This window comes from Pedobacter psychroterrae (genome assembly GCF_004331695.1).
GTDB classification, from domain to species: Bacteria; Bacteroidota; Bacteroidia; order Sphingobacteriales; family Sphingobacteriaceae; genus Pedobacter; species Pedobacter psychroterrae.
The window spans coordinates 992,761-1,019,119 of the sequence record NZ_SJSL01000002.1; the positions used below are offsets into that span (position 1 = coordinate 992,761).

A 26,359-nucleotide genomic window follows, 5' to 3' on the forward strand; every position below is an offset into this window, starting at 1 on the left:
AACATTTCAGATACTTTTGGATAACACCAAATAGCTAAAAACCATGTTAAGACTCAGATTATTAATTTTACTGAATATTTTACTCACGACCTGTGTATTTGCGCAACAGAAGTCCGGGATCATTTCAAAAGAAGACTTTGTGTTCCTGGAAGGGATTACCAAAGCAGTATTGGACGCCTCAAGAATCAAACCAGGCCAGGAACTTCCGGCTCCTTTTGGCAAGAACAATACAGGGGAGACCCTTGTCAGGCCGGGGGGAAGGGATACCTATCCATCATTCTGGATCAGGGATTATGCGATGTCGCTTGAAACGGGTTTTATCAGCAAAGCTGAGCAACAACACATGCTGATGCTTACCGCATCGACTCAGTGTGACCAGACCTGGATCACCAAAGGTGGAAGTATGGTGCCATTTGGTTCTATAGCTGATCACATCAGGGTGGACGATTCAAAGCCGATTTATTTTCCGGGTACTTATGATTACGAAGGTCAGGGTACCAATGAATTCGGGACTTTTCCCGCCTATTGTGACCAATTTTACTTTATTCATATGGCTGATTTTTACATTAAGCAAACCGGAGAGTGGGCAGTATTGTCAAAAGAGATCAACGGAATTCGTTTAATAGACCGGCTGGAAATCGCTTTCAAGACATTGCCGGCAAGAAGTGATAATGAGATTGTTTATACAACTGATGCTTTCAGGGGGGTAGATTTTGGTTTTAGAGATGCCATTGCCATCACGGGTGACCTGAGCTATACTTCTATCCTGAAATACAGGGCTGCAAATCAGCTTTCAGCGATATTTACCAAACTGAAAAATAAAAGCAAAGCTGCGCAGTATAAAGACATCGCAGTAAAGATCAAAACTGCATTACCCATGTTTCTGGATAAAAACGGAATGTTACTGGCCTCCAATGCAAGGAGCGGACAACCGGATGTATGGGCTACCGCATTTGCCATTTATCTGAATGTTCTCGACGGCGAAAATACACTAAAAGCAGCCAGACACCTTGATGAGACTTATAAAAACGGTAAACTGGCCCATAAAGGCAGTATCAGGCATATTATCCATGGTGAGGATTTTGATCAGACTACTGCCTGGCAAACGGGCATTGCAGCAAAAAACACCTATCAAAATGGTGCTTACTGGGGTACGCCAACCGGATGGGTAGCCAATGCTATTGCCAAAGTCAATAAAGAATCGGCGACGAAGCTTATAAAAGAGTATGTCGATGAGCTCAGGGAAAACGATTTTAGAAAAGGTAGTAATTTTAGTGCGCCATACGAGTGTTTTTATCCTGGAGGCTATACCCGCGGACCAGTTTATTTAACGACTGTATCATGCCCATACATTGTTCTTCGTTCATTTTAATCTATTTTAGTTTCATTCTCCATGGTATTATTTAAAAAAATAAGTTTTGCATTAGCCATCTTAATGCTGCTTCAATTAGGTTCTCTGCATGCGGCCGGTAAGACGGGATTAAAAACAGACAGGCTGACCTGCGAATATATGGTAAACCCGCTGGGTATTGAGGTCTTAAAACCCAGATTGAGCTGGACACTATTGAGCAGCATTCGTAATCAGCAACAGACGGCTTATGAACTGATCGTTAGTGATAATTTAACGGACATAAAGCGCATGAAAGGGACCACCTGGAATACGGGCAAAGTTGCTTCATCCCAGAGTGTCCATGTGGCTTATGATGGCAGTCCGCTTAAGCCATTTACCCGTTATTACTGGCGTGTAAAAGTTTACAGTACTAACGGAGCATCATTAGGCTGGAGTGAGCTGCAGTGGTTTGAAACGGCTATGTTGAATGCTTCAGACTGGCAGGGAAAATGGATAGGGGATGGTAGTAAGCAATTCGAAAAAGATGAGGATTTCTATAAAAATGACCCCATGCCGTTGCTGCGTAAAACAATTAATGCAGAAAAAAATATAGCTTCTGCCAGACTGTACATAAGCGGATTGGGTTATTACGAGGCTTTTGTAAATGGTAAAAAGGTGGGGGATCATGTCCTTGACCCGGGCTGGACCTCTTACAGCAAGCAAGTACTTTATTGTGTATATGACATTACTCCTCACATGAAAAAAGGATTGAATGCGGCGGGAATCATGCTTGGGAATGGATGGTACAATCCGCTTCCTTTGCGATTTTGGGGCGGAATTAATATGCGTGATGCATTGGTTTCAGGCAAACCTTGTGTAAAAGCAATGATCAGGATTCAATATACAGATGGATCAACTTCGGTAGTTCCTACAGATGAGAGCTGGCAGACAACAAGCGGGCCGATCATCAGAAACAGCATCTTCCTGGGTGAGCATCATGATGCAAGGGCAGAAAAGGAAAATTGGAACACCATTAAGGCGAATACTTCAGATTGGAAAAATGCAGTTGCAGTAGAGGGACCAAAAGGCACATTGTCTCCGCAGATGCAGCCACCAATCAGGGTTACGAAGATCATTAAGCCAATTTCAGTAAATGAAATTAAGCCTGGGGTATTTATTTTTGATATGGGTCAGAATTTTGCCGGTGTAGCACGCTTCCGTGTAAAAGGGCCTGCTGGAACAGAAGTTAAGGTGAGGTATGGTGAGGATAAATATGCAGATGGAAGTTTGAATGTGATGACTGCGGTGGCCGGACAGATCAAAGGAGGAAATGGAGGGCCAGGTGCCCCGCATATAGCCTGGCAGGAAGATAGTTATATACTTAAAGGCTCAGGAATAGAAGAGTGGTCGGCCAAATTCACATTTCATGGATTCAGATTTATGGAGGTGACCGGCTGGCCGGGTAAGCCAGGTTTGTCTGACATAGAAGGGCTGAGGATGAGCGCTGACCTTCAGGAAAGCGGAACTTTTTCTTCTTCAAATGACATGTTTAATAAGCTGGACACCAATATAAAATTCACTTTTCTAAGCAATGCCTTCAGTGTGCAGTCGGACTGTCCGGGACGGGAAAAACTGGGTTACGGAGGAGATCTTTTCTGCACTACCGAATCTTTTATGTACCACTATGATATGGCGGGATTTTATCGTAAAATCGTCAAGGATTTTACCGATGACCAGCAGCCGCTGGGCGGGATAACAGAGACAGTACCTTTTGTTGGTATCGCAGATGCCGGCCCGGGTGATAAATCAGGCCCGCTGGGTTTTCAGGTTGGATTTCCCTACCTGATAAAAAAAATACATGATTTTTATGGCGATAAGCGGCTCATAGAAGAAAACTACTCCGCTTTGACCAAACATATAAAATTTCTGGAATCAAGTACCAAAGATAACCTGTTTACTACGGATTTGGGTGATCACGAGTCGCTGGATGACCGGTCTATACCTTTGACAGCTTCTATATTTTATTACCTGCATGCCAGGATGATGAACGAATTTGCGGGGATACTTGAAAAGCGGGATGATGAAACCAGGTATGCAGCGCTTGCAGAAACAATACAGAAGGCAATTGTGAATAAGTACTATGATGCAGGCAGCGGAAAGTTTGAAAAAGGCTCACAAACTACCCAGATCTTCGCACTATGGTCGAACATCGAAAAGGAGGGTACACAAAGTAAGGTGATAGCCGCACTTGTCGCTGAATTCGAGAAGAAAAACTGGCATTTATCGACAGGTATTTTCGGTACAAAAATGCTGTTTGATGTATTGAGAAAATCAGCGAATAACGAGATGGCTTATCGCATTGCCAACCAGCGCGATTTTCCCGGATGGGGTTACATGATCGCTAACGGAGCTACTACTGTATGGGAAACCTGGGCAGCTTCTGACAATACTTTTTCTAAAAACCATCCGATGTTTGGTTCCGTTGGAGAGTGGTTTTATCGCTCTTTGCTGGGGATCAATTCAGCTGCGCCAGGTTTTAAAAAGATGGTGATAAAGCCACAGCCCGCAGGCGATTTGAAACATGCAGAAGGAAGTTACACATCGCCGTACGGTAAAATAGGGTCGTCATGGGTAATAACTGATCAGCAATTTAAATTGAATGTAGAGATACCTGTGAATACCACCGCTGAGATTTGGGTGCCGCTTAAATATGGAGAACAGATCACCGAAAGCGGGAAAAGCATTTCAGCTGTTGAAGGAGTTGTTTTGCAGAGAAAGGAAAATGGTTATGCTGTTATTCAGGCAGGTTCAGGGATTTATTCTTTTGTAGCGAGTAAATAGCAGCTATGAGGTTCCGTTATAAAAGTATATTGGTTTTATGCTTGTCGATCATCTCTTTTGATCTGTTCGCCTCGTTACAGCCGGTAAATTTAACTGTTGAATACAAAAAAAATCCACTGGGTATAGAGGCTGCGAGACCAAGGCTGGGATGGTGGATTGATACAGACCGTTCTGATGTCAGGCAAGGTGCTTATCAGATTCAGGTATCACCCTCAAAGCAAGGTCTTTTGAATGGTAAATCTGTTTTGTGGAACTCTGGAAGAAGAAATACAGACCGTAATATTTCGGTATTATACGACGGACCAGCATTAAAATCTGCTCAAAAGTATTATTGGCGTGTTCGTGTATGGAATACAAAGGGAAAGGCCTCCAATTGGAGTGAGGTGGCTGGATTTGCTACAGGTATTTTAACCCAGCAGGAATGGGCAAAAGCCAGTTGGATATCCAATGAAGTCCTGCCCGATTCTTTAAAAGTTATTCCAGGTATCCATGGCAGTGGGGATGGATTGGGTAATAAATTGCTAAAGCGTGCCGTAAACCCATATTTTAAAAAGTCTTTCCAGTTGAAGAAATCAATTGCGCAAGCCTCTGTTTTTGTTTCTGGAATGGGGCAGCATGAGTTATACCTGAATGGTAAAAAGGTGAGTGCTGATTTCCTGACTCCCGGCTGGACGAACTATGAAAAGCGCTGCCTGTATAATACTTATGATGTAACCAATCAGCTGCAACAAGGAGAAAATGTATTGGGCAGCATAGTGGGAGGAGGATTTTTCTACATAAACAGAGAGCGCTATCGAAAAGTAGTCTCTGGCTATGGATACCCTATGTTCAGATTAATCCTGCAGATCCGCTTTACGGATGGGACAAGCACTCGGGTTGTCACAGATGAGAGCTGGAAAACAATGGCCTCACCGGTAGTCTACTCAAGTATTTACGGTGGAGAAGACTATGATGCGAGACTGGAACAGAAAGGTTGGAACCAAAAAAGCTTTAATGATGCAAGCTGGAAGAATGCCATAGTTGCGAAAGGACCTGATGGTAAAATGGCAGCCCAGATAGAATACCCCGTACGGGTTATGGATACCATACCCGTTAAGAAAATTTCGGTTCCTGAGGCTGGTAAAAGTATTTATGATTTTGGTCAGAATGCCTCGGGCATTGTCTCTATAAAGCTAAGTGGTAAGCGTGGTGATAAGATTAAGATCACTCCTTCTGAATTACTGACTGATAAAGGTTTCATTACCCAGAAGAGTTCGGGAGAGAATTTTTATTTTGAATATACCCTAAAGGGAGAAGGAGTAGAGGAGTGGACCCCAAAGTTTACCTATTATGGTTTTAGGTATGCGATGATAGAGGGCGTAAAGCCAACTTCAGTGGAGCTTTTGCATACGCGTAACAGTGCGCCCGGAGCAGGCTCCTTTTCTTCTTCCAATGAGCTCTTTAACAAGATTTATCATTTAATAGACTGGTCGCTGAGGAGCAATATTGTAAGCGTTTCCACCGATTGCCCGCACAGGGAAAAGCTGGGTTGGCTGGAGCAGGCCCACCTGATGGGAGAGTCAGTAAAATTCAATTATGATGTTTTTCACCTCTACAATAAAATTGTTGATGACATGATCGAAGCGCAGCTGCCGGACGGCATGATGCCTTCTATAGCGCCGGAATTTGTGCAGTTTGACGGGCCGTTTCGGGATGATCCCGGGTATGGAAGTGCGGCGGTTATTTTACCCTGGTATTTATATAAATGGTACGGAGATACCGATGTGCTGCAAAAGTCCTATCCAATGATGAAAAAATACGTGTCTTATCTGCAGCGTAAATCAGTGTCTAATGTGATCACCTATGGGTTGGGCGACTGGCTCGATATTGGCCCGAATAGTCCGGGTGTATCACAACTTACACCAATTGCACTGACCGCTACCGCATTTTACTATCAGGATGTAATGTTGCTTGCAAAAATGGCCCGGACACTTGGAAACAAGGAGGACACAAAAGTATATGATTTGCTCGCAGCCGATATAAAAAAAGCTTTTAATGCCAAATTCTTTGATAAGAATACATGTGTATACGGATCTGGCAGTCAGACTTCCTATAGCATGCCTTTGTATTTAGGTTTGGTAGAAGACGGGGCGGATAGGGAAAAGGTGTTTGAAAACCTGAAAGATTCAATTCTAGTCCATGACAAAAGAATTACTGCGGGGGATATTGGTCATAGATTTCTGGTGCAGGCACTGGCACAGGAGGGAGCATCAGATTTGTTGTATCAAATGAACAACAGGACCGACGTACCAGGCTATGGCTATCAGATTAAGAACGGTGCTACTGCACTGGCAGAGCACTGGTCTGGCCCCACCGCTGATTTTTTATCACAAAATCATATGATCTTTGGACATTTAATGGAATGGTTTTATAGCGGACTGGCAGGTATCAGACAACAGGAGGACGATTCGGGATACAGGAATTTTATCATTGATCCAAAATTTCAGGGAATAGATATGGACTGGGTAAAAAGTTCTTATCAATCCGTTAACGGGATCATCTCTGTATCATGGAAGAAATCCGGATCGAAATTTACAATGAAAGTAACAATTCCTGCAAATTCAAGTGCTGAGGTGTTCCTAAAGGTTTCTTCAGTTGATGAGGTAACAATAAATGGCCTGAAGTTTTTAGCGGCTAAGGAAATAAAGCAGGTACGAAAGCAGGATGGGAAATTAATCCTAACCGTTCCTTCCGGAACATATGAATTTGAATGTAACTAATTATTGATGAAAAAGCTGATTATTTTGTTGGTCTTATTGCCCTTTTTTTCCCTATCTCAGGAGTACCTGATCAGAAATAATGCAGTAGCCAAGGTAAACTTGCTTTGGGACCTGCAAGCCGTTAGCAACAAGCCAAAGGTGGTATGGACAGACCAAAAGAATCCTGTGCATAGTTTGCTGTATAGCAGCGTGGATTATGAAGGAAAGCCTACGCAAGTATTTGCATACTATTCCAATCCGGATCTGCTGAATGGAAAAACAGGAGGCAAAGTAAAATTTCCAGGTGTAGTACTGGTGCATGGTGGCGGTGGAAAAGCCTATAAAGAATGGGTAGAGAAATGGGCAGCCAAAGGATATGCGGCAATAGCAATGGACTTGTCCGGAAACGACGGTACAGGGAAAAAGCTGCTGCAGGCCGGTCCGGATCAGGATGATTCCTATAAATTCCAGAAAATCGAGGAAGGGAATCTAAAGAACATGTGGACATACCATGCTATTTCCAGTGTTATCCTGGCACATTCTTTCTTATTGAATTTGCCCGAAGTGGATCCAGACAAAACAGGTATAACAGGCATTAGCTGGGGCGGTTACCTGACCTGTATAGCAGCGGGTCTTGATACCAGGTTTAAAGTCGCCGTTCCTGTATATGGATGTGGCTACTATGATGAATCTGAGTCATTTGGTAAAATGCTGGATGTCCTTTCAGGTACTGATAAACAAACATGGATGCAATATTTTGATCCTTCAGTTTATCTTCTATTTGCGAAGAGCAGGTTTCTTTTTGTAAACGGTAACAAAGATTCGCATTATAATGTAGTTCCCTATCATAAAACCTATTTGCAGGTTAACAAAGATAAACGTACTATTTGTATCAAACCAGATATGATCCATAGCCATGCGCATGGTTGGGAACCAGATGAAATACAACACTTTTTTGAACAGGAATTGAGAGATGTAAAACCCGTGACCAGGATTAAGCAATTGAACATGAAGGGGGCATCCATCAAACTCACTTATCAGTCGCCGGTCTCTCTGTCGCAGGCGGAATTCTATTATTCAAATGATACCACATCCACAAATGCTGCCCGTGGGTGGTTGAAGGAAACAGCAGTGATTGATGCTAAAAAATCAAGAGTAACCATAACCAAACCAAAAGAAGGGTTTAAATATGGATTCTTTTATCTAAAGGATGCTAGAAATATTTCGGTTTCAAGTCAGTTTATCATAAATTGACAGGTATGATCAGAGTTCTATTTTTTATGTTAATGATATCTGGAGGATATTGTAAGGCTCAACGGGAAATCGCGCTTTACGCAGGTAAAATACCCAACTCCAAAATTGCTAAAAACGAAGAAAGCAGTGCTCCTAACGCGGAGGTGGATAGCCTCACATTTAAGGTGTCTGTTCCAACGCTAACCGTATTTCTTCCTGCCAAAGGAACTGCAATCGGAACATCGGTGATTATTTGTCCCGGAGGCGGCTATCATGTATTGCTTACAAAAAGAGAGGGAAATGATGTTGCAAGGGCATTTGCCAAACTTGGGGTGACTGCATTTGTATTAAAATACCGGTTGCCGAGCGATGTTACCATGCAGGATAAATCAATTGGTCCATTGCAGGATGCCCAACATGCGATAAAGATAGTACGACAGAACAGTAAAAAATGGGGCATTGACCCTGCTAAAATAGGGGTCATGGGCTTTTCTGCCGGTGGACACCTGGCCTCATCTGCGGGAACTCATTTTAGTGATGTTAGGATTGAAAACAACGAAAATGTAAGTGTAAGGCCTGATTTTATGTTGCTGATTAATCCTGTAGTAAGTTTCACCAATAAAATCGGACACATAGGATCAAGGGATAATTTGCTTGGAGCATCACCGTTGCAGGACAAGATAGATTTTTTCTCTGGCGAGCTTCAGGTAACAGACCAGACACCCCCCGCATTTCTTGTTCATGCAGGCACAGACCATGTCGTCCCGGTTTCAAACAGTCTGGGGTTTTATCAGGCACTCAAAATGCACAATATACCTGCCGGACTACACATCTATGCAAAAGGGGAACATGGGTTTCTAACGGCTCCTTCATTTGAAGAGTGGTTTGGTCGTTGCACCTTTTGGATGAAAAGCATGTCTTTTTTATAACGCGGCACTATAACTCGATTTCTTGTAATATTCTTGTCTGAATGCCTGTGGAGTCATGTTTTTGCGTGACTTAAATTGTCTGTTAAAATAAGAAATATTGTTAAAGCCGCTTTTATAACAGATTTCTGTAATACTTAGATCTTCTTCAATCAGTAATTTACAGGCGTGGCCTATTCGGATCTCATTAAGAAAGAAGGTAAATGTATTCCGGGTTCTTTTTTTGAAATACCTGCAAAATGTGGAAGGACACATATGAATCAGCTCTGAAGCCTCATTGATCGTAATGGGTTCTGTAAAATGGTTCATTACATATTCGTAAATTTTATTGATCCGTTTTGGATCGTTTACGTTTACTCCTATAGAAGGCCCTTTGTTAGAAAGCAGCCTGTACTCATCTGACTTGGATATCGCATTCAATATTCTCAACAATTGGAGTAGTCTGTCCATCCCTTTAAGATCTGTGATCTCTCGTACCATCTTTGCAACCTTATTGGATAGGCCTCCTTTTATTTCCAGGCCTTTTTGAGCTTTTTGCAGGATCTGGTGAATCTCGAACATCTCGGGCGAAAGCAAAAAAGTATCTCCCAGAAAGTCGGTAGTAAATTGGATTACTATGGATGATGCCTTTAAAGAAGGGTCGTCATTATAATAAATGGCATCGTTTCTATACCAATGCGGCAGGTTTGAGCCCAGAAGTACCAGGTCGCCTGGTTTAAAATTACTGATTTTATCGCCGACAAACCGCTTCCCTTCACTTTCTAAAATATAGACGAGTTCATACTCCGGGTGGAAATGCCATGGTGTATCAAAATAAGCAGAGCGGAACTCCTGAACTGCAAATGAAGAGTCAACAGACTCTGGAACCTTTTGTAGAATTGCTTTCATATCTATACTGAATTTAAAAAAAATGTTTGTCAACTAAAGAATTAAGTCAAAATAGTATTGTTAAACACCTTTTTCGTGTAGGGATTTGCCTGAAAATTGGAATAAGTTTGATATATAATCAAAAGTAAATATTTAAAAATCAGAATGTCGGGATAACATTTATAGAAACATAAATATTTAGTTACATAGATGAATTTAACACATAAGTTAACCAGTACCAAGGATAAATAAAATAGGTTTGAGCTAAATAGTAGAAACCTGAATTTATAATTATGAAACCCTCAATAGATCTAACACATAACATCCAGATGCCGTCAAAGCCGAGACCCATAGCAATTATAGGTGCAGGGGGAATTGTTCATGACGCACATCTCCCGGCTTATAGAAAAGCGGGTTGGGAGGTATTTGGTATATACGATCTTTCCGGTGAAAAAGCAGAAAAACTGGCAGATGAATTTGCTATACCCCTGGTCTTTGAATCGATCACCCAATTGGTAGCTGAGGCTCGGGCAAATGTTGTTTATGACATTGCAGTGCCTGCGTCAGTGTTGGCAGAGGTGCTGGAACTGATCCCAGAAGGTGCTGTAGTGATGATGCAGAAGCCGATGGGAGAAAATATTACAGAGGCAGACAAGATTTTAAAGATCTGCAGGAAGAAGAATTTTATCGCTGCGGTTAATTTCCAGATGCGGTTTATTCCGGCAGTTGTGGCCGCTAAAAAATTAATAGAAAGCGGGGCATTAGGATCGCTTCATGACATAGAGATCAAAATGAACATCTACCATCCATGGCATTTGTGGGAATTCCTTTTCAAGATACCACGCATGGAGATGTTATACCACAGTATCCACTATATGGACCTGATGAGGTATTTCTTCGGCAATCCGAAAGGAATTTATGCAAAGACACTGAAACATCCCCATATGATGCAGTTGGCATCTACCCGTTCCATGATTATTTTGGAATATGATGATGTGATCAAATCGCATGTCCATACCAATCACGGACATGATTTCGGGCTGAAGCACCAGGAGTCTTTCATCAAATTTGAAGGCACCAAAGGGGCTATAAAAACCACACTTGGGTTAAATATTGATTATCCGCACGGTGTTCCGGATACATTTGAATACATCATAATAGGAGACAATGGGGAGCGGGAATGGCAGTCCGTAGATTTTGGCGCAAGCTGGTTCCCGGATGCATTCATAGGTTCAATGGCCAATCTCCTGTGCTTTGCTGAAGGCTCAGAGACGGTGCTCATTAATGCAGTCGAAAGTGCTTACCAGACCATGGAATTAGTAGAAGCGGCTTATGAATCCAGTGAGGGCGGCAGTACAAAAATAAAATACAGATAAGAACAATATTAAATAATTGCAGTTACTACATGAACAAAATATTAAACAGATATAGCAGGATACTAACGGAGGACGAGAGTCAACCATCATCAAGAGCGATGCTTCATGGAATCGGATTTACCCCTGAAGACCTTAAAAAGGCTCAGGTAGGTATTGCCAGTTCCGGTTACGAAGGAAATCCATGTAATATGCATTTAAATGAGCTGGCTGTCCATATCAAGAAGGGTGTTGAGAAAGCTGCTATGAAAGGTTTGATATTTAATACGATAGGAGTCAGCGATGCATTGTCTATGGGAACCACAGGTATGCGCTTTTCGCTCCCTTCCAGAGATATTATAGCCGATTCTATAGAAACCGTTGTGAGTGCACAATGGTACGATGCTGTAGTGCCTGTGATGGGTTGCGATAAAAATATGCCTGGTGCCGTAATGGCCATGTGCAGGTTAGACAGGCCATCTTTAATGGTTTATGGAGGTTCAATTGCTTCCGGATCTTTCAATAACAAAAAGATAAACATTCTCTCAACCCTCGAGGCTTATGGCGAGAAAATATCCGGAAAATTGACAAGTGAAGATTTCGAAGGCATCATACTGAACGCTTGTCCGGGTGCAGGAGCTTGTGGAGGAATGTACACTGCTAATACGATGTCGGCTGCGATTGAGGCATTGGGCTTAAGCCTGCCTTACAGCGCTTCAAATCCTGCACTTAGCCAGGAGAAAATTGATGAATGTGTATCTGCGGGTAAGTACTTGTATCATCTTTTGGAAGAGGATATCAAGCCATCGGATATTCTTACTAAAAAATCTTTTGAAAATGCCATCACGTTGGTTATGGCATTGGGAGGATCTACCAATGCGGTATTGCACTTGATTGCGATCGCAAGGGCAGTAAACATAGACGTACAGCTGAACGATTTCCAACGCATTAGTGATACTACCCCTTTGCTTGCAGATCTTAAACCAAGTGGTAAATTCATGATGGAAGACCTTCACAACGCAGGCGGTATTCCGGCGGTAATGAAAGAATTGCTGGAAGCAGGTTATCTCCATGCTGATTGCCTTACTGTAACAGGCAAGACTTTAGGAGAGAATCTGGCCAATATACCAAGCCTGGACAAATCTTACAACATCATGGTTCCATTTGACAAGCCAATTAAAGCATCCGGGCATCTAAGAATCATGTACGGCAATATAGCTCCTGAAGGTGCTGTTGCAAAAATTACCGGTAAAGAAGGGGAGAAGTTTGAAGGACCGGCCAAAGTATTTAATGCTGAGTCTGATGCTATAGAATCTGTAAAGCTGGGCGAAGTTCAACAAGGTGATGTTATCGTAATCAGATACGAGGGGCCTAAAGGTGGTCCGGGCATGCCTGAAATGCTGAAGCTTACCGCTGCGGTAATGGGTGCAGGCTTAGGCAAATCAGTGGCCATTATTACCGACGGAAGGTTCTCAGGAGGTACACATGGGTTTGTAATTGGTCATATTACACCCGAAGCTTTCGATTGCGGTTTGCTTGCGCTGCTCAATGATGGAGACATCATTTCCATAGATGCCGTTAGCAATATCATTGAGGCCAGACTTTCTTATCAAGAAATAGCCATCAGGAAATCGCAATGGATACAACCTGCACCAAAATATAAAAATGGCATCCTTTATAAGTATAGCCTAACTGTATCTAATGCATCTACGGGATGTGTTACCGATGAATTTAAGGTGGAAAGCAGATCAGCAATTATCAACTCATTGTTAGTCGCCAAAGATGAAATCTAGGATCAAAAATATTCCGATGATTGACTCCCATTTGCATTTATGGGATGTTGAACTCATGGATTATCCTTGGCTGCTGGATGTCAACGCTATAAACAGGTCTTTTCCCATAGAAGACTATCAAGCTGAAACTGCAGATTTTAATATTACTAAAATGGTATTCGTTCAGTGTGAGTGTTTGCCTGAACAAAGCATAAAAGAAATTAAATTCGTAGAAGAGCAAGCATTAAAAGATCCCAGGATCAAAGGGATTGTAGCGTATGCAGCGTTGGAAAAGGGAACTGATATTATACCTGCACTGGAATTCTATAAGCAGCATCCACTAGTTAGGGGAGTCAGGAGAATGTATGACGATACACCAGAACTCTGTACCGATCCGGATTTTCTGACTGCTGTCCGTTTGTTACCCCAGTATGGCCTGAGTATGGACTTGAGTATTAAGCCGGCATCTATAGCTCAAACATTAATAATGATCCAGTCTTGCCCTGATACGCAGTTTATATTAGACCATCTCGGCAAACCTGATATAAAGCAGGATGCGTATAATCAGTTTAAGCAAGACATGGATGCATTTGCCGCATTACCTAATGTAACAGCTAAAATATCGGGACTGATTACAGAGGCAGATTGGGATCATTGGTCAGAACAGGAAATTCGTAAATATATCACGTACGCCATAGGCTGTTTTGGACCTAACAGATTGATGTTTGGAGGCGACTGGCCGGTAGTCTTATTGGCAGGGACTTACAATAAATGGCGGCAGGCATTGTTCAGGGCTGTTGAAGAATATTCAGATGAGGAGCTTCATAAACTGTTCTACGATACTGCAAACAAAGTATACCGAATTTAATAACGTTTTTCACAAGAAAGGAGGGCTAATATTATACTAAGATTTTTACCAGAACAAAGTAACCAAATATAAAAAAGAATTTAAACCTAACCACTTGAAAGTATTATGAAATTTCACCAGTATTTTAAATACGGGGATACCATCCCTGTGCTTTTTAAACCGTCCCTGACCGTGATGATCCTGACTGTTTTTCTGACAACAGCAGCATTTGGGCTAAGCCGTGCTGACTCAGGACCTGGCGACCCAGGGAATAAAAAAGGTGTCAGTAAATCCGCAAATTACAAGAAACTAAGCGTTGTCCTGAAGGAAATCAAGGGAACCGTAAGGGATTCTGTCGGCGTATTGCCAGGCGCTACGATCTCGGTAAAAGGTGAGCCAAAAACGGGAACCGTTACCGATCCAAATGGTAAGTTCATTTTGGAAATACCTGACAATGCCGTGCTAGTTGTAGGAATGGTAGGATATCTGACGCAAGAGGTTCCAACGGCTGGAAAAACAAGCGTTGATGTTCTATTAAAAATAGACTCTAAAGCATTGGAAGAGGTCGTTGTTGTGGCTTTTGGCAAGCAAAAGAAATCCGACGTGATCGGCGCTGTTTCTTCAGTTAATGTTGCAGATCTTAAAATTCCTTCCAGCAACTTAACGACTGCTCTAGCAGGGAGGGTAGCGGGGATGATTGCTTATCAGCGCAGTGGAGAACCCGGAGCTGACAATGCAGATTTCTTTATCAGGGGGGTAACTACCTTTGGATACAAAAAAGATCCATTGATACTCCTTGATGGTGTGGAAGTAGACAGGACCACGCTGGCCCGTTTGCAACCTGATGATATTGCTAGTTTTTCCATCGCAAAAGATGCTACCGCAACTTCGCTTTATGGAGCACGTGGTGCAAATGGAGTAGTTTTGATCACTACTAAAGAAGGTAAGGAAGGACAGATCGCTATTTCTGTCCGTATGGAAAATTCAGTGTCAGCTGCAACAAGGAATGTTGAACTGGCTGACCCAATAACCTATATGAAATTAGGAAATGAAGCTGTCTCAACAAGACTAGCCTCAGGTGCGTTACCTTATCGTCAGGAACAGATAGATAATACCGTAATTGGTAGTGGTAGTATCCAATATCCTTCTACAGACTGGCAGGAAGCTTTATTCAAGGATTATACCATTAATCAAAGAATAAATATGAATGCGAGTGGCGGTGGTAAAGTGGCCAGGTATTATCTTGCCGGAACACTGAATCAGGATAACGGAGTACTAAAAGCAAATGGTAAGAATAATTTTAATAACAACATAGATCTCAAAAGTTACTCACTGCGTTCAAATGTCAATATCAATCTAACTAAGACTACCGAAGCTGTAGTACGACTTTCCGGTATTTTTGATGATTATAATGGTCCTATTGATGGCGGAGCGGAAATTTACAGACAGGTTATGCGTTCTAACCCTGTTAAATTCCCTGCTTTCTATGAGCCGGACGAGCAGAATATGCTCACCAAACATATCCTGTTTGGTAATGCTGAGAATGGAAATTACTTAAATCCATATGCTAATTTACAACGTGGTTATAAAGAGTATTCTTCTTCTAAGATGGATGCGCAGTTTGAGTTAAAACAAGATCTTTCATTCCTGACAGAAGGTTTGTCCCTGAGGGGTTTATTCAATACTTCAAGGTATTCTTTTTTTGATGTTAGACGTGGGTATAACCCATTTTACTACAACCTGGCTTCCTATGACAAAACTGATGGCTCTTACACACTTATAGCCCTTAATGAGACTGGAGGTACAGAATATCTGGGTTACACAGAGGGAGATAAAGTTGTAAGTTCGACAGTATACATGGAAGGTGCGGCCAACTACAACCGTACTTTTGCAGAAAAACACAACATAAGCAGTATGATGGTATTCGTCATGCGCAATAACCTTAGAGGAAATGCAGGTGATTTGCAAAGTTCATTGCCATTCCGCAATTTAGGTGTATCAGGCCGGTTGACCTACTCATTTGCAAGCAAGTATTTTGCTGAAGTGAACTTCGGATACAACGGTTCCGAGCGCTTTTATGAAACAAATCGATTCGGGTTTTTCCCATCGGCTGGTATAGCATATAGTATTTCTAATGAAAAATTCTGGGAGCCGATTTCCCCTTACATTTCTAAATTAAAGTTTAGGGCTACTTACGGACTTGTAGGAAATGATGCCATCGGAAATGACTATGACAGGTTCTTCTACTTGTCTAACGTAGATATGAATTATGGTGCCATTGGATTTGGAACTGATAATGCCTATTGGAGAAGTGGTGTACGGGTTAGCAGGTACGCAAACAATGACATCACCTGGGAAAAAGCGAAAAAGACCAATCTGGGTTTTGAGATGAGCCTGTTCAGGAATTTCAATATTGAAGCAGATTATTTCCAGGAATATCGTACTAATATATTGATGACCAGGGCATTCATTCCCACTACCATGGGATTAACGAATTTCCCAAGAGCCAACGTAGGGGAAGCTAGTGCAAAAGGTATTGATGGCTCAATTGATTACACACAGAACTTCAATAGCTCGTTTTGGTTAAAAGCCAGGGGTAACTTTACTTTTGCTACCAGTAAGTTTGAAGTTAACGAAGAGCCCGATTACAAAGAATCTTATATATCTAAAGTTGGAAATTCACTTTCGCAACAATGGGGTTATATCGCTGAAAGACTTTTTGTGGATGACATGGAAGCCCTTAATTCACCTAAGCAAAACTTCGGAGAGTATGGTGGCGGTGACATAAAGTTTCGTGATGTAAACGGCGATGGCCAGGTTACCCCGCTAGATAGGGTGCCGATTGGCCATCCAACGGATCCTGAGATCATTTATGGTTTCGGTTTATCAGCCGGTTTAAAAGGCTTTGATCTTTCCTGCTTCTTTCAGGGTTCTGCCCGTTCATCTTTTTGGATAGATCCTGTTGCAACTTCTCCATTTTCAGGTCAGACCCAATTGCTAAAAGCATATGCTGACAGTTACTGGTCTGAAGAAAACAGGGATTTGTATGCCTTATGGCCTAGACTTAGCCAAAATGTCAACTGGAATAATGCCCAGCCAAGTACTTGGTTTATGAGAAACCAGGCGTTTGTAAGGCTTAAATCTGTCGAAGCCGGCTATACACTCCCGAAAAGATTGGTTGAGAAAGTAAACATAGCCAATGCAAGGTTTTACCTAAATGGATTGAACCTGATGTCAATCAGCAACTTTAAACTATGGGACGTTGAAATGGGCGGGAATGGTCTTGGATATCCTGTCCAAATGACCTTGAATGTTGGACTCAATGTTTCATTTTAAAAATTAGATTATGAAGAATTTAAAGATAGTTTTAGTCCTGATACTACTGAGCACATCTATGTCGTGCAAAAAGTATCTGGATGTCATTCCTGATAACATTCCGACAATCGAGAATGCGTTCAGTAGTCGTACAACAGCGGAAAAGTACTTGTTTACTTGTTTTATGTACATGCCTTCCCATGCTAGTGTTGATGCAGTAGGATTTCTCGCTGGCGATGAGTTCTGGTTACCATTTCCTCAGGTTGCCCAATTCCATTATTTCCAGTCATTTGAGGACATTGCTAGGGATAATCAAAGTATGGTAGATCCAACTTTGAATTACTGGGATGGCACTAAAGGTGGTAAAGCATTGTTTCAGGGTATCCGGGATTGCAATATCTTTCTTGAAAATATTGGTAAAGTTCCCGGAATGCAGGAACGTGAAAAGAATCGCTGGATTGCGGAAGTGAAATTCCTGAAAGCTTATTATCACTTCTGGCTGCTAAGAATGTATGGCCCAATTCCGTTGATTAAAGAAAATTTACCTGTTTCAGCTTCCCCGGAAGAGGTTAAAGTTAAGCGTGCGCCAGTTGATGAATGTTTCGATTATGTAGTTGAATTATTAAACGAGGCAATACCAGATCTACCTCCAATCATTGAAAATGAGTCATCCGAGAACGGAAGAATAACTCAGCCAATAGCACTTTCTGTTAAGGCACAGATCCTGGTTACGGCGGCGAGCCCATTGTTCAATGGAAACCAGGATATGACCAACTTCAGGGATAAAGATAACACACAACTATTCAATCCTACTCCGAGCACGGAGAAATGGACACTTGCTGCGGAAGCCGCAAAAGCGGCGATTGATGCATGTCATGCAGCAGGAGCGAGACTAAATGTGTATGCTCCGGTGGTAAATACCTTTGGTCTGTCTGATACCACCCTCATCCAGATGAGTATCAGAAACAGTGTAACAGAAAAATGGAACCCTGAGGTAATCTGGGCAAATACAAACAGCATGGCAATACAAATCCAGGCATTGTCCCAAGCCTTTATTGATCCAGCCAAAACATCCAATATGGGTGCCAGATCAATGCTTGCACCAACCCTGGAAATAGCTGAACTTTTCTATACCAACAATGGAGTGCCTATCAATGAAGACAATAGCTGGGATTACGCTGGAAGGTACGCTGTTAAAACTGCGACTGCAAAAGATAGATTTAACCTGCAAACCGGTTACAAAACTGCCTCACTTCATATGAACAGGGAAAACAGGTTCTATGCAGACCTTGGTTTTGATGGAGGTGTATGGTATGGTCAAGGTAAATACGACGACAAACAACCTTGGTTTATCGAAGGTCGTACCAATCAGACTGCAGGTAAGAGAGGAATTTCATTGTACTCTGCTACCGGATACTGGTCTAAAAAACTGGTAAACTTTCAGAATATTATAGAGGCTGGTGATGGAGGTCCATACACAATAAAGCCATACCCATGGCCGGTAATCAGACTGGCTGAGGTCTATTTATTGTATGCAGAGGCATTGAATGAATCTGCAGGCCCATCTCCCGAAGTATATAACTGGATCAACCTGGTAAGGGCTAGGGCAGGACTGCAATCAGTAGAGAAATCCTGGTCAGAACATTCAAGGATCAAAGATAAATATCTAACCCAGAACGGACTGAGGTCTATTATCCAACAAGAAAGACAAATTGAACTGGCTTTTGAAGGTCAACGCTTTTGGGACATAATGAGGTGGAAGAAAGGAAGGGAAGAATTTAATGGACCAATAAAAGGATGGGATATTGATCAAGAGGCACCTGAGAACTACTATCGGGTTAGAACACTTTTCAATAAGAAATTTAGTAATAAAGACTATTTCTGGCCTATTAGCGAAAATAACCTCGTTGTAAACAATAATCTGGTTCAAAATCCAGGATGGTAACACAATTAAATTTGTCTTTATGAAAAGTTTTAAATATTTATTAATGACATGCATGGCTTGCCTTACTCTGGCAGCATGTAAAGTCGACGGACCAGCGCCCTTGGATACGGATAAAGGTGCACCGGAACCGGTTACCAATATAAAAGTTGAAAATCTACATGGTGCTGCAAAAATAACATACAGGCTTCCAAATGATAAGAAACTTCTATATGTGAAAGCGGAATGTATGATTAACGGCAGAATGGTTGAAGCCAAGTCCTCACCATATAACAATGAATTGTTGATTGAAGGATTTGGTACGGCAGGAGAGGCAGAAGTTAACCTGTATTCGGTAAGCGTTAGTGAGAAAAGATCGGAACCACTGGTGGTGAAAGTAAATCCGCTTACGCCCCCTTACGAAGATGCGTTTAAAAGCCTGGAGTTGAGAGAGACTTTTGGCGGTGCCAATGTTAGCTTCGACAATCCTACAGAGGCAAACCTGGTAATCAATATATTGGCTCAACAGCCTAATGGAGATTGGAAACCTGCAGAGACCTATTACACCCAGAAAGCAAACGGAGTATTTTCTGCACGTGGTTTTGAACCAACGCCAACGAAGTTTGCTGTGTACATCAAAGATCGATGGAACAATTACTCAGATACGCTGATTAAAGAATTGGTGCCGATATTTGAAAAGCAACTGGATCGTACAAAATTCAGGGAACTTAATCTTCCTACAGATCAGCAGGCTGCATTCGGTTGGGTAATGCCAAATATCTGGGATGGTGTCATTGTGAACAATTCAAACATTGATAAGCCTGGTTTTCACACCTCTCCAAATGGAATATGGCCACAATGGTTCAGCTTTAGTCTTGGTGTAAAATCCAAACTAAGCCGCTTCAAATACTGGCAACGCGGAGCCTGGGTGTCATTTACAGATCGTAATATCAAGCAATTTGAAGTATGGGGAAGTAATGACCCTGCACCAGATGGCAGTTGGGATAGCTGGACAAAGCTGATGGATGGCACCTCTGTTAAGCCATCTGGTTTGCCTATCGGTACCAACTCACCAGAAGATATTGCACTGGTAGGAGCAGGTGAGGAATTTATATTCCCTGAGAACACACCAGATGTAAAATATATCAGAATCAAGGTATTGCAAACTTGGAGCGGCGCCAAATCCTTCTACATTATGCAGGTAGGATTTTGGGGAGCTGAGCAGTAGTCCTGCCTTAATTAATTAAAGTATACATACCATTAAAATTCATCGTATGAAACATATATTTAAACATATTGCCGGTTGCGTTTTACTATCGCTTATCATCTTTGGCTGTAAAAAGGAAGATGCCTATAAGGATTTCGTAAAAGGTGGTGCAATAATTTACCCCGGCAAACCGCTGGATCTTAAAGCACTTGCCGGAAAGAACCGTGCAAAGCTTTCCTGGGTAGTGATAGATGCCAAAGTTTCAAGATTTGTGATCCATTGGAACAATCGCATGGATTCTCTGGAAGTACCTGCTGTAAATACAGGGGAAACAGCTGATACTGTTAATGTAATTGTAGGGAATCTTCCCGAAAATAATTACATTTTCGAAATAGTTTCTTATGATAGCGATGGAAACAGATCTATCAAAGAGGAAGTAGCTACCAAAGTTTATGGTGACGAGTTCATAGGTTCACTGTTGAATCGTCCAATTAAAAGATCAGGCTCAATGAGCGGTATAGCAGAAGTTTACTGGGGAACGCCAGAGCAAAGCGATGTCGGTGTTGAGGTAAAATACACTGATAATTCCGGTATGGTACGAAACGTAACGGTCTCTAATACCGATACGCTAACTACGCTCACCAATTATAAAAATGGCACACAGTTTAGTTACCGTACATTCTTCCTGCCTGATACCATGTCATTTGATACCGTGTCAACAGCTTTCGTATCACCACCAGCTCCGGTAGTTGCGTATCCTCAGTTATCCAGCAGTACTTTCAAACCGTATGTGTTGCCTACAGATGCCACTACAGCTTGGGGCTGGACCTTACCGATGCTTTGGGATAACAACACTGCAGAAGGGAGCGGTTTCCACACTTTTGATGTTGCAATGCCTGCTCATTTTAGCATTGACCTTGGGGTGGTGACTTCACTACATGAAATAAAGGTTTGGCAGCGTGTGCTGACGCTCTATGATGCCGGAAACCTTCGGAATTTTGAAATCTGGGGCAGTACTGCACCACCTGCAGACGGCAGTTTCACAGGCTGGACTAAACTCGGTACGTTCGAATCAATCAAACCATCCGGACAGGCAAGTGGATATACCACTGCAGACGGAAACTATGCAAAAGCAGGTGAATCATTTATATTCCCTGACAATATTCCTGACGTTCGTTATCTCCGGTTTAAAGTATTCAAAAACTGGCTCGGCAAAAACCCGGGTGCAATCCATCTGATGGAAATGAAACTTTGGACAAAATAACACCAGCATTTACACAGGCGTCTTTATTCAGGGACGCCTGTGTATTTATAAAGCGTCCGTGTACAGGTTGCCAATTTCATGGCGTATTACAGCCTTTAAAAAAACCAAGTATGAACAAAACCAAATATCAAATCGCATTATTCCTTTTACTTGTTTTTTCACTCGCTTGTGCAAAGCAAAATGCGAATCCCCGCACGGTGGCAAACGGACTAGGCATTGTCATCAAATAACACACAAAATTTATATGATGAAGAAATTATTTCTATCCTGCTTTTTAGCGGTTTCGCTAATAACAAACCTATCTGCGCAGAAGAAAGAGAGTGCGCAGATCCCCACCCTGGCATGGGTGGGCGTTCCAGAATCTGAAACTACCATAGAACGGTTCCTCGAACTTAAGGAAGCCGGCTTTACACACAATTTTAGCTTTTACACCAGCGCCGACGCTTTTGAAAAGGCACTAAAAATAGCGGAAAAGGTGGGGGTTAAAATGATTTTGAACTGTCCGGAACTAAAGAAAGATCCGGAAAATACAGTAAGACGTTTCATGAAAAGCAAAGCGCTTGATGCTTATTACCTGACTGATGAACCTGGTCGCTCCAGCTTTCCTGAACTGGGTGACTGGGCACGCAGGATTCAGGCAGTAGACAATAAGCGCTTTTGCTATCTAAACCTGTTTCCAAATTACGCACCTACCAGTGCCCTGGGTACTGAAACCTACCGGGAGCACGTGAATATTTTCATCAAAGAAGTACCCTTGCAAGTTCTATCCTTTGATCACTATCCTGTAGTGGGAGCTACCAGTGCTGATGTAAGGGATATCTGGTACGAAAACCTGGAGATTTTCGCTGACGAAGCTGCAAAAGTAAATAAACCATTCTGGGCCTTTGCTTTAACTGTGGCCCACGGGCCTTATCCCGTTCCCACCATTCCTGCCCTCAGGATGCAGATATATAGTGATTTGGCCTATGGTGCCCAGGGTATCCAATACTTTACCTATCAAACGCCACCAGATCCCCAGTGGGATTTTAACAATGCTCCCATCACCAAAGAGATGAAGCGCAATCAGGTATACGACATGGTCAAGTCAATGAACCAGGAAATCAAAGCACTATCGCCTGTTTTTTTAGGTGCAAAAGTGATTTCCCTGGCACATACAGGAAAAAATATTCCCATAGGGACCAAACAGTTATCCGCTTTGCCGACACCTATAAAATCTGTAGAAACGGAAGGACTTGGAGCGGTGGTATCTCATCTTAAAAATGGAAAAGAGGAATACCTGGTTATCGTAAACCGGGATATGGTCAAAACAATGAAACTCACCGTAAAAAGCGACCCTTCGGTTCAAAAAGTATTGAAAGACGGTACAACTTTACCTGCAAGCACTTACATGGATACGATCATGGTAGAACCTGGCGATGTGCAGATTTTCAAATGGAAACAATAAAACACACACATATGAACAGCAAGTTATTCTCAGTCGGCTTATTCGGCATCATGGTGCTCCTGAATGTAGCAGGGATCAAGGCTGCAGCGCCTATAAATGAGCTCAACCTCATACCACAACCTGTAAAAATCGAAGCGCTGGCCGGCACGTTTAAGCTCAACAGCAGCACAAAGCTAATTTCCTCTAGTTCGAACAAGGAAATAGCCGAGCTCTTTGCAGCAATGTTCAAAGCGCCCACGGGTTTCAACTTGCAGCATGCGCTTAGTGGATCCACAGGCATTCAGTTGTCGATCAGCAGAACGCCTAATGCGCTCCTGGGCAATGAAGGATATACCCTGCATGTCACGCCGGCTAAAATCAGCATTGTAGCCAATAAACCTGCAGGCCTATTTTATGGCATGCAAACCCTGATGCAGTTGTTGCCTAAAGAAATTGAAAGCCCGCTGTTGATAAAGAATAAATCATGGTCGGTACCTTGTGTCAAGATAACTGATTACCCAAGATTTGGCTGGCGCGGACTGATGCTGGATGTGAGCCGTCACTATTTCCCTAAAGAAATGGTTAAGAAATACATCAACCAGTTGGCGAAATACAAAATGAATGTATTTCACTGGCACCTGACTGATGATCAGGGATGGAGAATTGAGATCAAAAGCCTGCCAAAACTTACTGAGATTGGTGCATGGCGTGCGCCAAGGGTAGGCTTGTGGTGGACCCGTCCACCCCAGGCTGAAAATGAAGCTGCTACTGATGGCGGGTTTTACACCCAGGAAGATATCAAAGAGATTGTTAAATACGCCCAAAGCCGTTTTGTGACCATCCTTCCGGAGATCGATGTGCCTGGTCACAGTCTGGCCGCACTGGCAGCCTACCCAGAGTTGTCCTGTACCGGCAAAGCTTATAAAGTAAATGTGGGTAATCTTTTTTATACAATTGACGACAATGCCTTATGCCCTGGCAATGACCAGACCTACGACTTCATGCAGAAAGTCATCGAAGAGGTAGCCGGTTTATTTCCAGGTCAGTTCATCCATATAGGTGGAGATGAATGTTTCAAGGGTTTCTGGAAAGATTGCAAGAAATGCCAGAAAAGAATGGCTGATGAAAAGCTGCAGAATGTAGAAGAGCTTCAGAGCTATTTTATCAGAAGAATGGAAGGTATGGTAAAGGCCAACGGTAAAAAGCTGATGGGCTGGGACGAAATACTGGAAGGTGGTTTAGCCCCTGATGCCAATGTAATGTCCTGGAGAGGAATGGGCGGAGGAATTGCTGCAGCAAAAATGAACCGCCAGGTGGTGATGACCCCAACAGCGCATTGTTATCTCGATCTATATCAGGGTGATCCCATTTCCGAACCGCCTACCTATTCTATGCTGACCTTATCCAATTGTTATAACTTTGATCCTGTTCCGCCTGAAGTGACTGATAAATCACTGATATTAGGCGGACAAGGCAATTTATGGACAGAGTCTGTACCCACTTACCGCCATGCTGAATACATGACCTGGCCGCGTGCTTTTGCGTTGTCAGAGGTATTCTGGTCACAGAAGGCTAGCATGAACTGGGATAGCTTTGTTCCCCGTATGGAAGCCCATTTTGGCCGTTATGATATGGCACAGGTAAATTACGCCAGAAGTGCTTATGACGCTGTTATTAAGCCAGTAAAGGACACCGTAAATAAAAAGGTACGCGTTGCGCTAGATACTGAAATAAAGAAACTGGACATTTATTATACATTTGACAACACCTTTCCGGACAATTTTTCACCTAAATACAAGGATACGTTATCGGTACCTGTTGGTGCAGATCATTTGCGTGTGCTGACTTACCGCAACAATAAGCCAGTAGGCAAGACGATGACTATTACCATCAAAGACCTTGAAAAACGCGCAGGCTTGTAAAAAGACGTTTTTAATTAGTCTTTCTGATAGGCTGGAATTGAATGAAAATACATAAGCCTGCACACATAATAGGCCAAATTAGGTCTTTTATTGGTTATGCGTTGGTGTTTGTAGGTCTATACACCAACAAAAGACCTATGAAACACCTAGCGAAGACCTAAAATAATGGGAGTTGTCCTTAGCCTGATAGCAGACCATCTGCAACTTGGTGGTAGCGTGATGATGCTTACATTTATCACCTGAATTAAGTTGTGCTAAATGTAGTAAAATTTTTAGAAGGTACGGTAGATTCAGCCCATCTTGTAAAATCTATAAAATAGAATTACCATATCCGACCAGCACTACAGAAAGAATGATCATAGCAATTCCCGTTAGGATCGTGGCAAGTGTTTTCTTACTTACACCTTTCCATTCTTTATATAAAAAGCCCCACATGTTGGACACCAAAATGATAAATGCCATGTGCAGGATCCATGAACTTGCCCCATTACCCAGCTTGCTTTCTCCCATGCCATAAAAAAAGTACTGCATAAACCAGGTTGTTCCGGCCAGTGCAGAAAAAATATAGTTCTTCGTGAGTGGCGTTTTCTTATTGGTATAATCGCCAAAGCTCTTGTTTCGCGCATTCAGGATCATACACCAGATAAAATTTGTAGTTAGTCCCCCCAGCATCACTACAATAAAAGTCGTGTTGTTTCTAAACAAAGGATTAGCACCAGCAGCTTCACTGGCGTTAGATATGTCATGGCCCGCGGTAATGGCAAAGCTCATACAAGCGCTCATGATACCGGAAAATACTGCTACCAGCAACCCTTTTTTAAGGTCAAATTCCTTTACACTTTCTTGTTTCTGTTCTGTAGAAAGTTCGGCTTCTTTTCTGACTCCGGCTTTGCCGCAAATCGCGATGCCTACCAGACAGACTACTACGCCAAGCAATACCACCAGTCCTCCACTGGTACTCAGCATATGCGAAAGGCTTCCGGTGGGATCATCTGATACAATGTCCTGATAAATGGGAGGTATCAAAGCGCCAAAAGCCGAGCAGAATCCCAATGCAACTGACATACCCAGCGACATACCCAGATAACGCATGGCCAGTCCGAAAGTCAAACCGCCTACGCCCCACATCGCACCAAGAAAATAAGTCCAGAACAGGGTAGAACCATCCGTATTTTTAAGGATATCCACGAAACCGGGTACAGTCAGCCATGCAGAAATCACAGGCACAAACAACCAGGAGAATATGCCTCCTACTATCCAATAGCTTTCCCAGGACCAGCCCTTTACTTTTTTGTAAGGTATGTAGAAACTTCCGGAGGCAAAGCCTCCAATAAAATGAAAAATAATGCCAAAGATTGCTTGCATACAGGTGTTTTATAAATATCTGGTAAAGTACTAATA

At 42.4% G+C, this 26,359-nt stretch carries 16 protein-coding genes; 14 read left to right on the plus strand and 2 right to left on the minus strand.

Annotated elements, in window-relative coordinates; genetic code table 11:
- Window positions 1–43: 43 nt before the first annotated feature.
- From EZ437_RS12650 to EZ437_RS12670, 5 genes are all read left to right on the plus strand, one after another.
- Window positions 44–1,372, plus strand: a complete 1,329-nt coding sequence (locus EZ437_RS12650; protein ID WP_131596373.1) for a hypothetical protein — start codon at window positions 44–46, stop codon at window positions 1,370–1,372.
- A 63-nt stretch (window positions 1,373–1,435) separates the two neighbouring features.
- Entirely contained in the window at window positions 1,436–4,171 is a 2,736-nt protein-coding gene (locus tag EZ437_RS12655; protein WP_131596374.1) for a family 78 glycoside hydrolase catalytic domain, read from the plus strand.
- A 5-nt stretch (window positions 4,172–4,176) separates the two neighbouring features.
- Window positions 4,177–6,930 carry an alpha-L-rhamnosidase gene (locus EZ437_RS12660; protein WP_131596375.1) on the plus strand — a complete coding sequence of 918 codons (2,754 nt, stop codon included), beginning with the start codon at window positions 4,177–4,179 and terminating at the stop codon, window positions 6,928–6,930.
- A gap of 6 nt (window positions 6,931–6,936) precedes the next feature.
- Window positions 6,937–8,163: an alpha/beta hydrolase family protein gene (locus EZ437_RS12665; protein WP_131596376.1), complete on the plus strand. Its 1,227-nt coding sequence runs from the start codon at window positions 6,937–6,939 to the stop codon at window positions 8,161–8,163.
- Window positions 8,164–8,168: 5 nt separating this feature from the next.
- On the plus strand, window positions 8,169–9,071 hold the full coding sequence (locus tag EZ437_RS12670; protein WP_131596377.1) for an alpha/beta hydrolase: 903 nt from the start codon (window positions 8,169–8,171) through the stop codon (window positions 9,069–9,071).
- Here the strand turns inward: EZ437_RS12670 and EZ437_RS12675 are convergent.
- Window positions 9,066–9,956 carry an AraC family transcriptional regulator gene (locus EZ437_RS12675; protein ID WP_131596378.1) on the minus strand — a complete coding sequence of 297 codons (891 nt, stop codon included), beginning with the start codon at window positions 9,954–9,956 and terminating at the stop codon, window positions 9,066–9,068. The two genes, EZ437_RS12670 and EZ437_RS12675, sit on opposite strands and share 6 nt — an antisense overlap.
- A 272-nt stretch (window positions 9,957–10,228) precedes the next feature.
- On the opposite strand from EZ437_RS12675, the gene EZ437_RS12680 reads away from it, so the two are divergent.
- The 9 genes from EZ437_RS12680 to EZ437_RS12720 all read left to right on the plus strand — a co-directional run bounded on the left by EZ437_RS12680 (window position 10,229) and on the right by EZ437_RS12720 (window position 24,958).
- Entirely contained in the window at window positions 10,229–11,311 is a 1,083-nt protein-coding gene (locus EZ437_RS12680; RefSeq protein ID WP_131596379.1) for a Gfo/Idh/MocA family protein, read from the plus strand.
- A 29-nt stretch (window positions 11,312–11,340) separates the two neighbouring features.
- The gene (gene ilvD, locus EZ437_RS12685) at window positions 11,341–13,080 is read left to right on the plus strand and encodes a dihydroxy-acid dehydratase (protein ID WP_131596380.1); all 1,740 of its coding nucleotides are present in this window, start codon (window positions 11,341–11,343) and stop codon (window positions 13,078–13,080) included.
- Window positions 13,070–13,927 carry an amidohydrolase family protein gene (locus EZ437_RS12690; RefSeq protein WP_131596381.1) on the plus strand — a complete coding sequence of 286 codons (858 nt, stop codon included), beginning with the start codon at window positions 13,070–13,072 and terminating at the stop codon, window positions 13,925–13,927. The genes ilvD and EZ437_RS12690 overlap by 11 nt, the downstream gene beginning before the upstream one ends.
- A 105-nt stretch (window positions 13,928–14,032) precedes the next feature.
- A complete protein-coding gene (locus EZ437_RS12695; RefSeq protein WP_165500402.1) occupies window positions 14,033–17,242 on the plus strand; it encodes a SusC/RagA family TonB-linked outer membrane protein in 3,210 nt (1,069 codons plus the stop codon).
- 10 nt (window positions 17,243–17,252) lie between these two features.
- Window positions 17,253–19,166, plus strand: a complete 1,914-nt coding sequence (locus EZ437_RS12700) for a RagB/SusD family nutrient uptake outer membrane protein (protein ID WP_131596382.1) — start codon at window positions 17,253–17,255, stop codon at window positions 19,164–19,166.
- Between the two features lie 52 nt (window positions 19,167–19,218).
- Window positions 19,219–20,370, plus strand: a complete 1,152-nt coding sequence (locus EZ437_RS12705) for a DUF5000 domain-containing lipoprotein (protein WP_165500403.1) — start codon at window positions 19,219–19,221, stop codon at window positions 20,368–20,370.
- A gap of 46 nt (window positions 20,371–20,416) precedes the next feature.
- Window positions 20,417–21,613 carry a DUF4998 domain-containing protein gene (locus EZ437_RS12710; RefSeq protein ID WP_131596384.1) on the plus strand — a complete coding sequence of 399 codons (1,197 nt, stop codon included), beginning with the start codon at window positions 20,417–20,419 and terminating at the stop codon, window positions 21,611–21,613.
- Window positions 21,614–21,857: 244 nt separating this feature from the next.
- Window positions 21,858–23,057: an apurinic/apyrimidinic endonuclease family protein gene (locus EZ437_RS12715; protein WP_205942696.1), complete on the plus strand. Its 1,200-nt coding sequence runs from the start codon at window positions 21,858–21,860 to the stop codon at window positions 23,055–23,057.
- Window positions 23,058–23,068: 11 nt separating this feature from the next.
- A complete protein-coding gene (locus tag EZ437_RS12720) occupies window positions 23,069–24,958 on the plus strand; it encodes a beta-N-acetylhexosaminidase (RefSeq protein WP_225869571.1) in 1,890 nt (629 codons plus the stop codon).
- Between the two features lie 309 nt (window positions 24,959–25,267).
- Here the strand turns inward: EZ437_RS12720 and rhaT are convergent, their stop codons facing one another.
- Window positions 25,268–26,323: an L-rhamnose/proton symporter RhaT gene (gene rhaT, locus EZ437_RS12725; protein ID WP_131596385.1), complete on the minus strand. Its 1,056-nt coding sequence runs from the start codon at window positions 26,321–26,323 to the stop codon at window positions 25,268–25,270.
- Window positions 26,324–26,359: the final 36 nt, after the last annotated feature.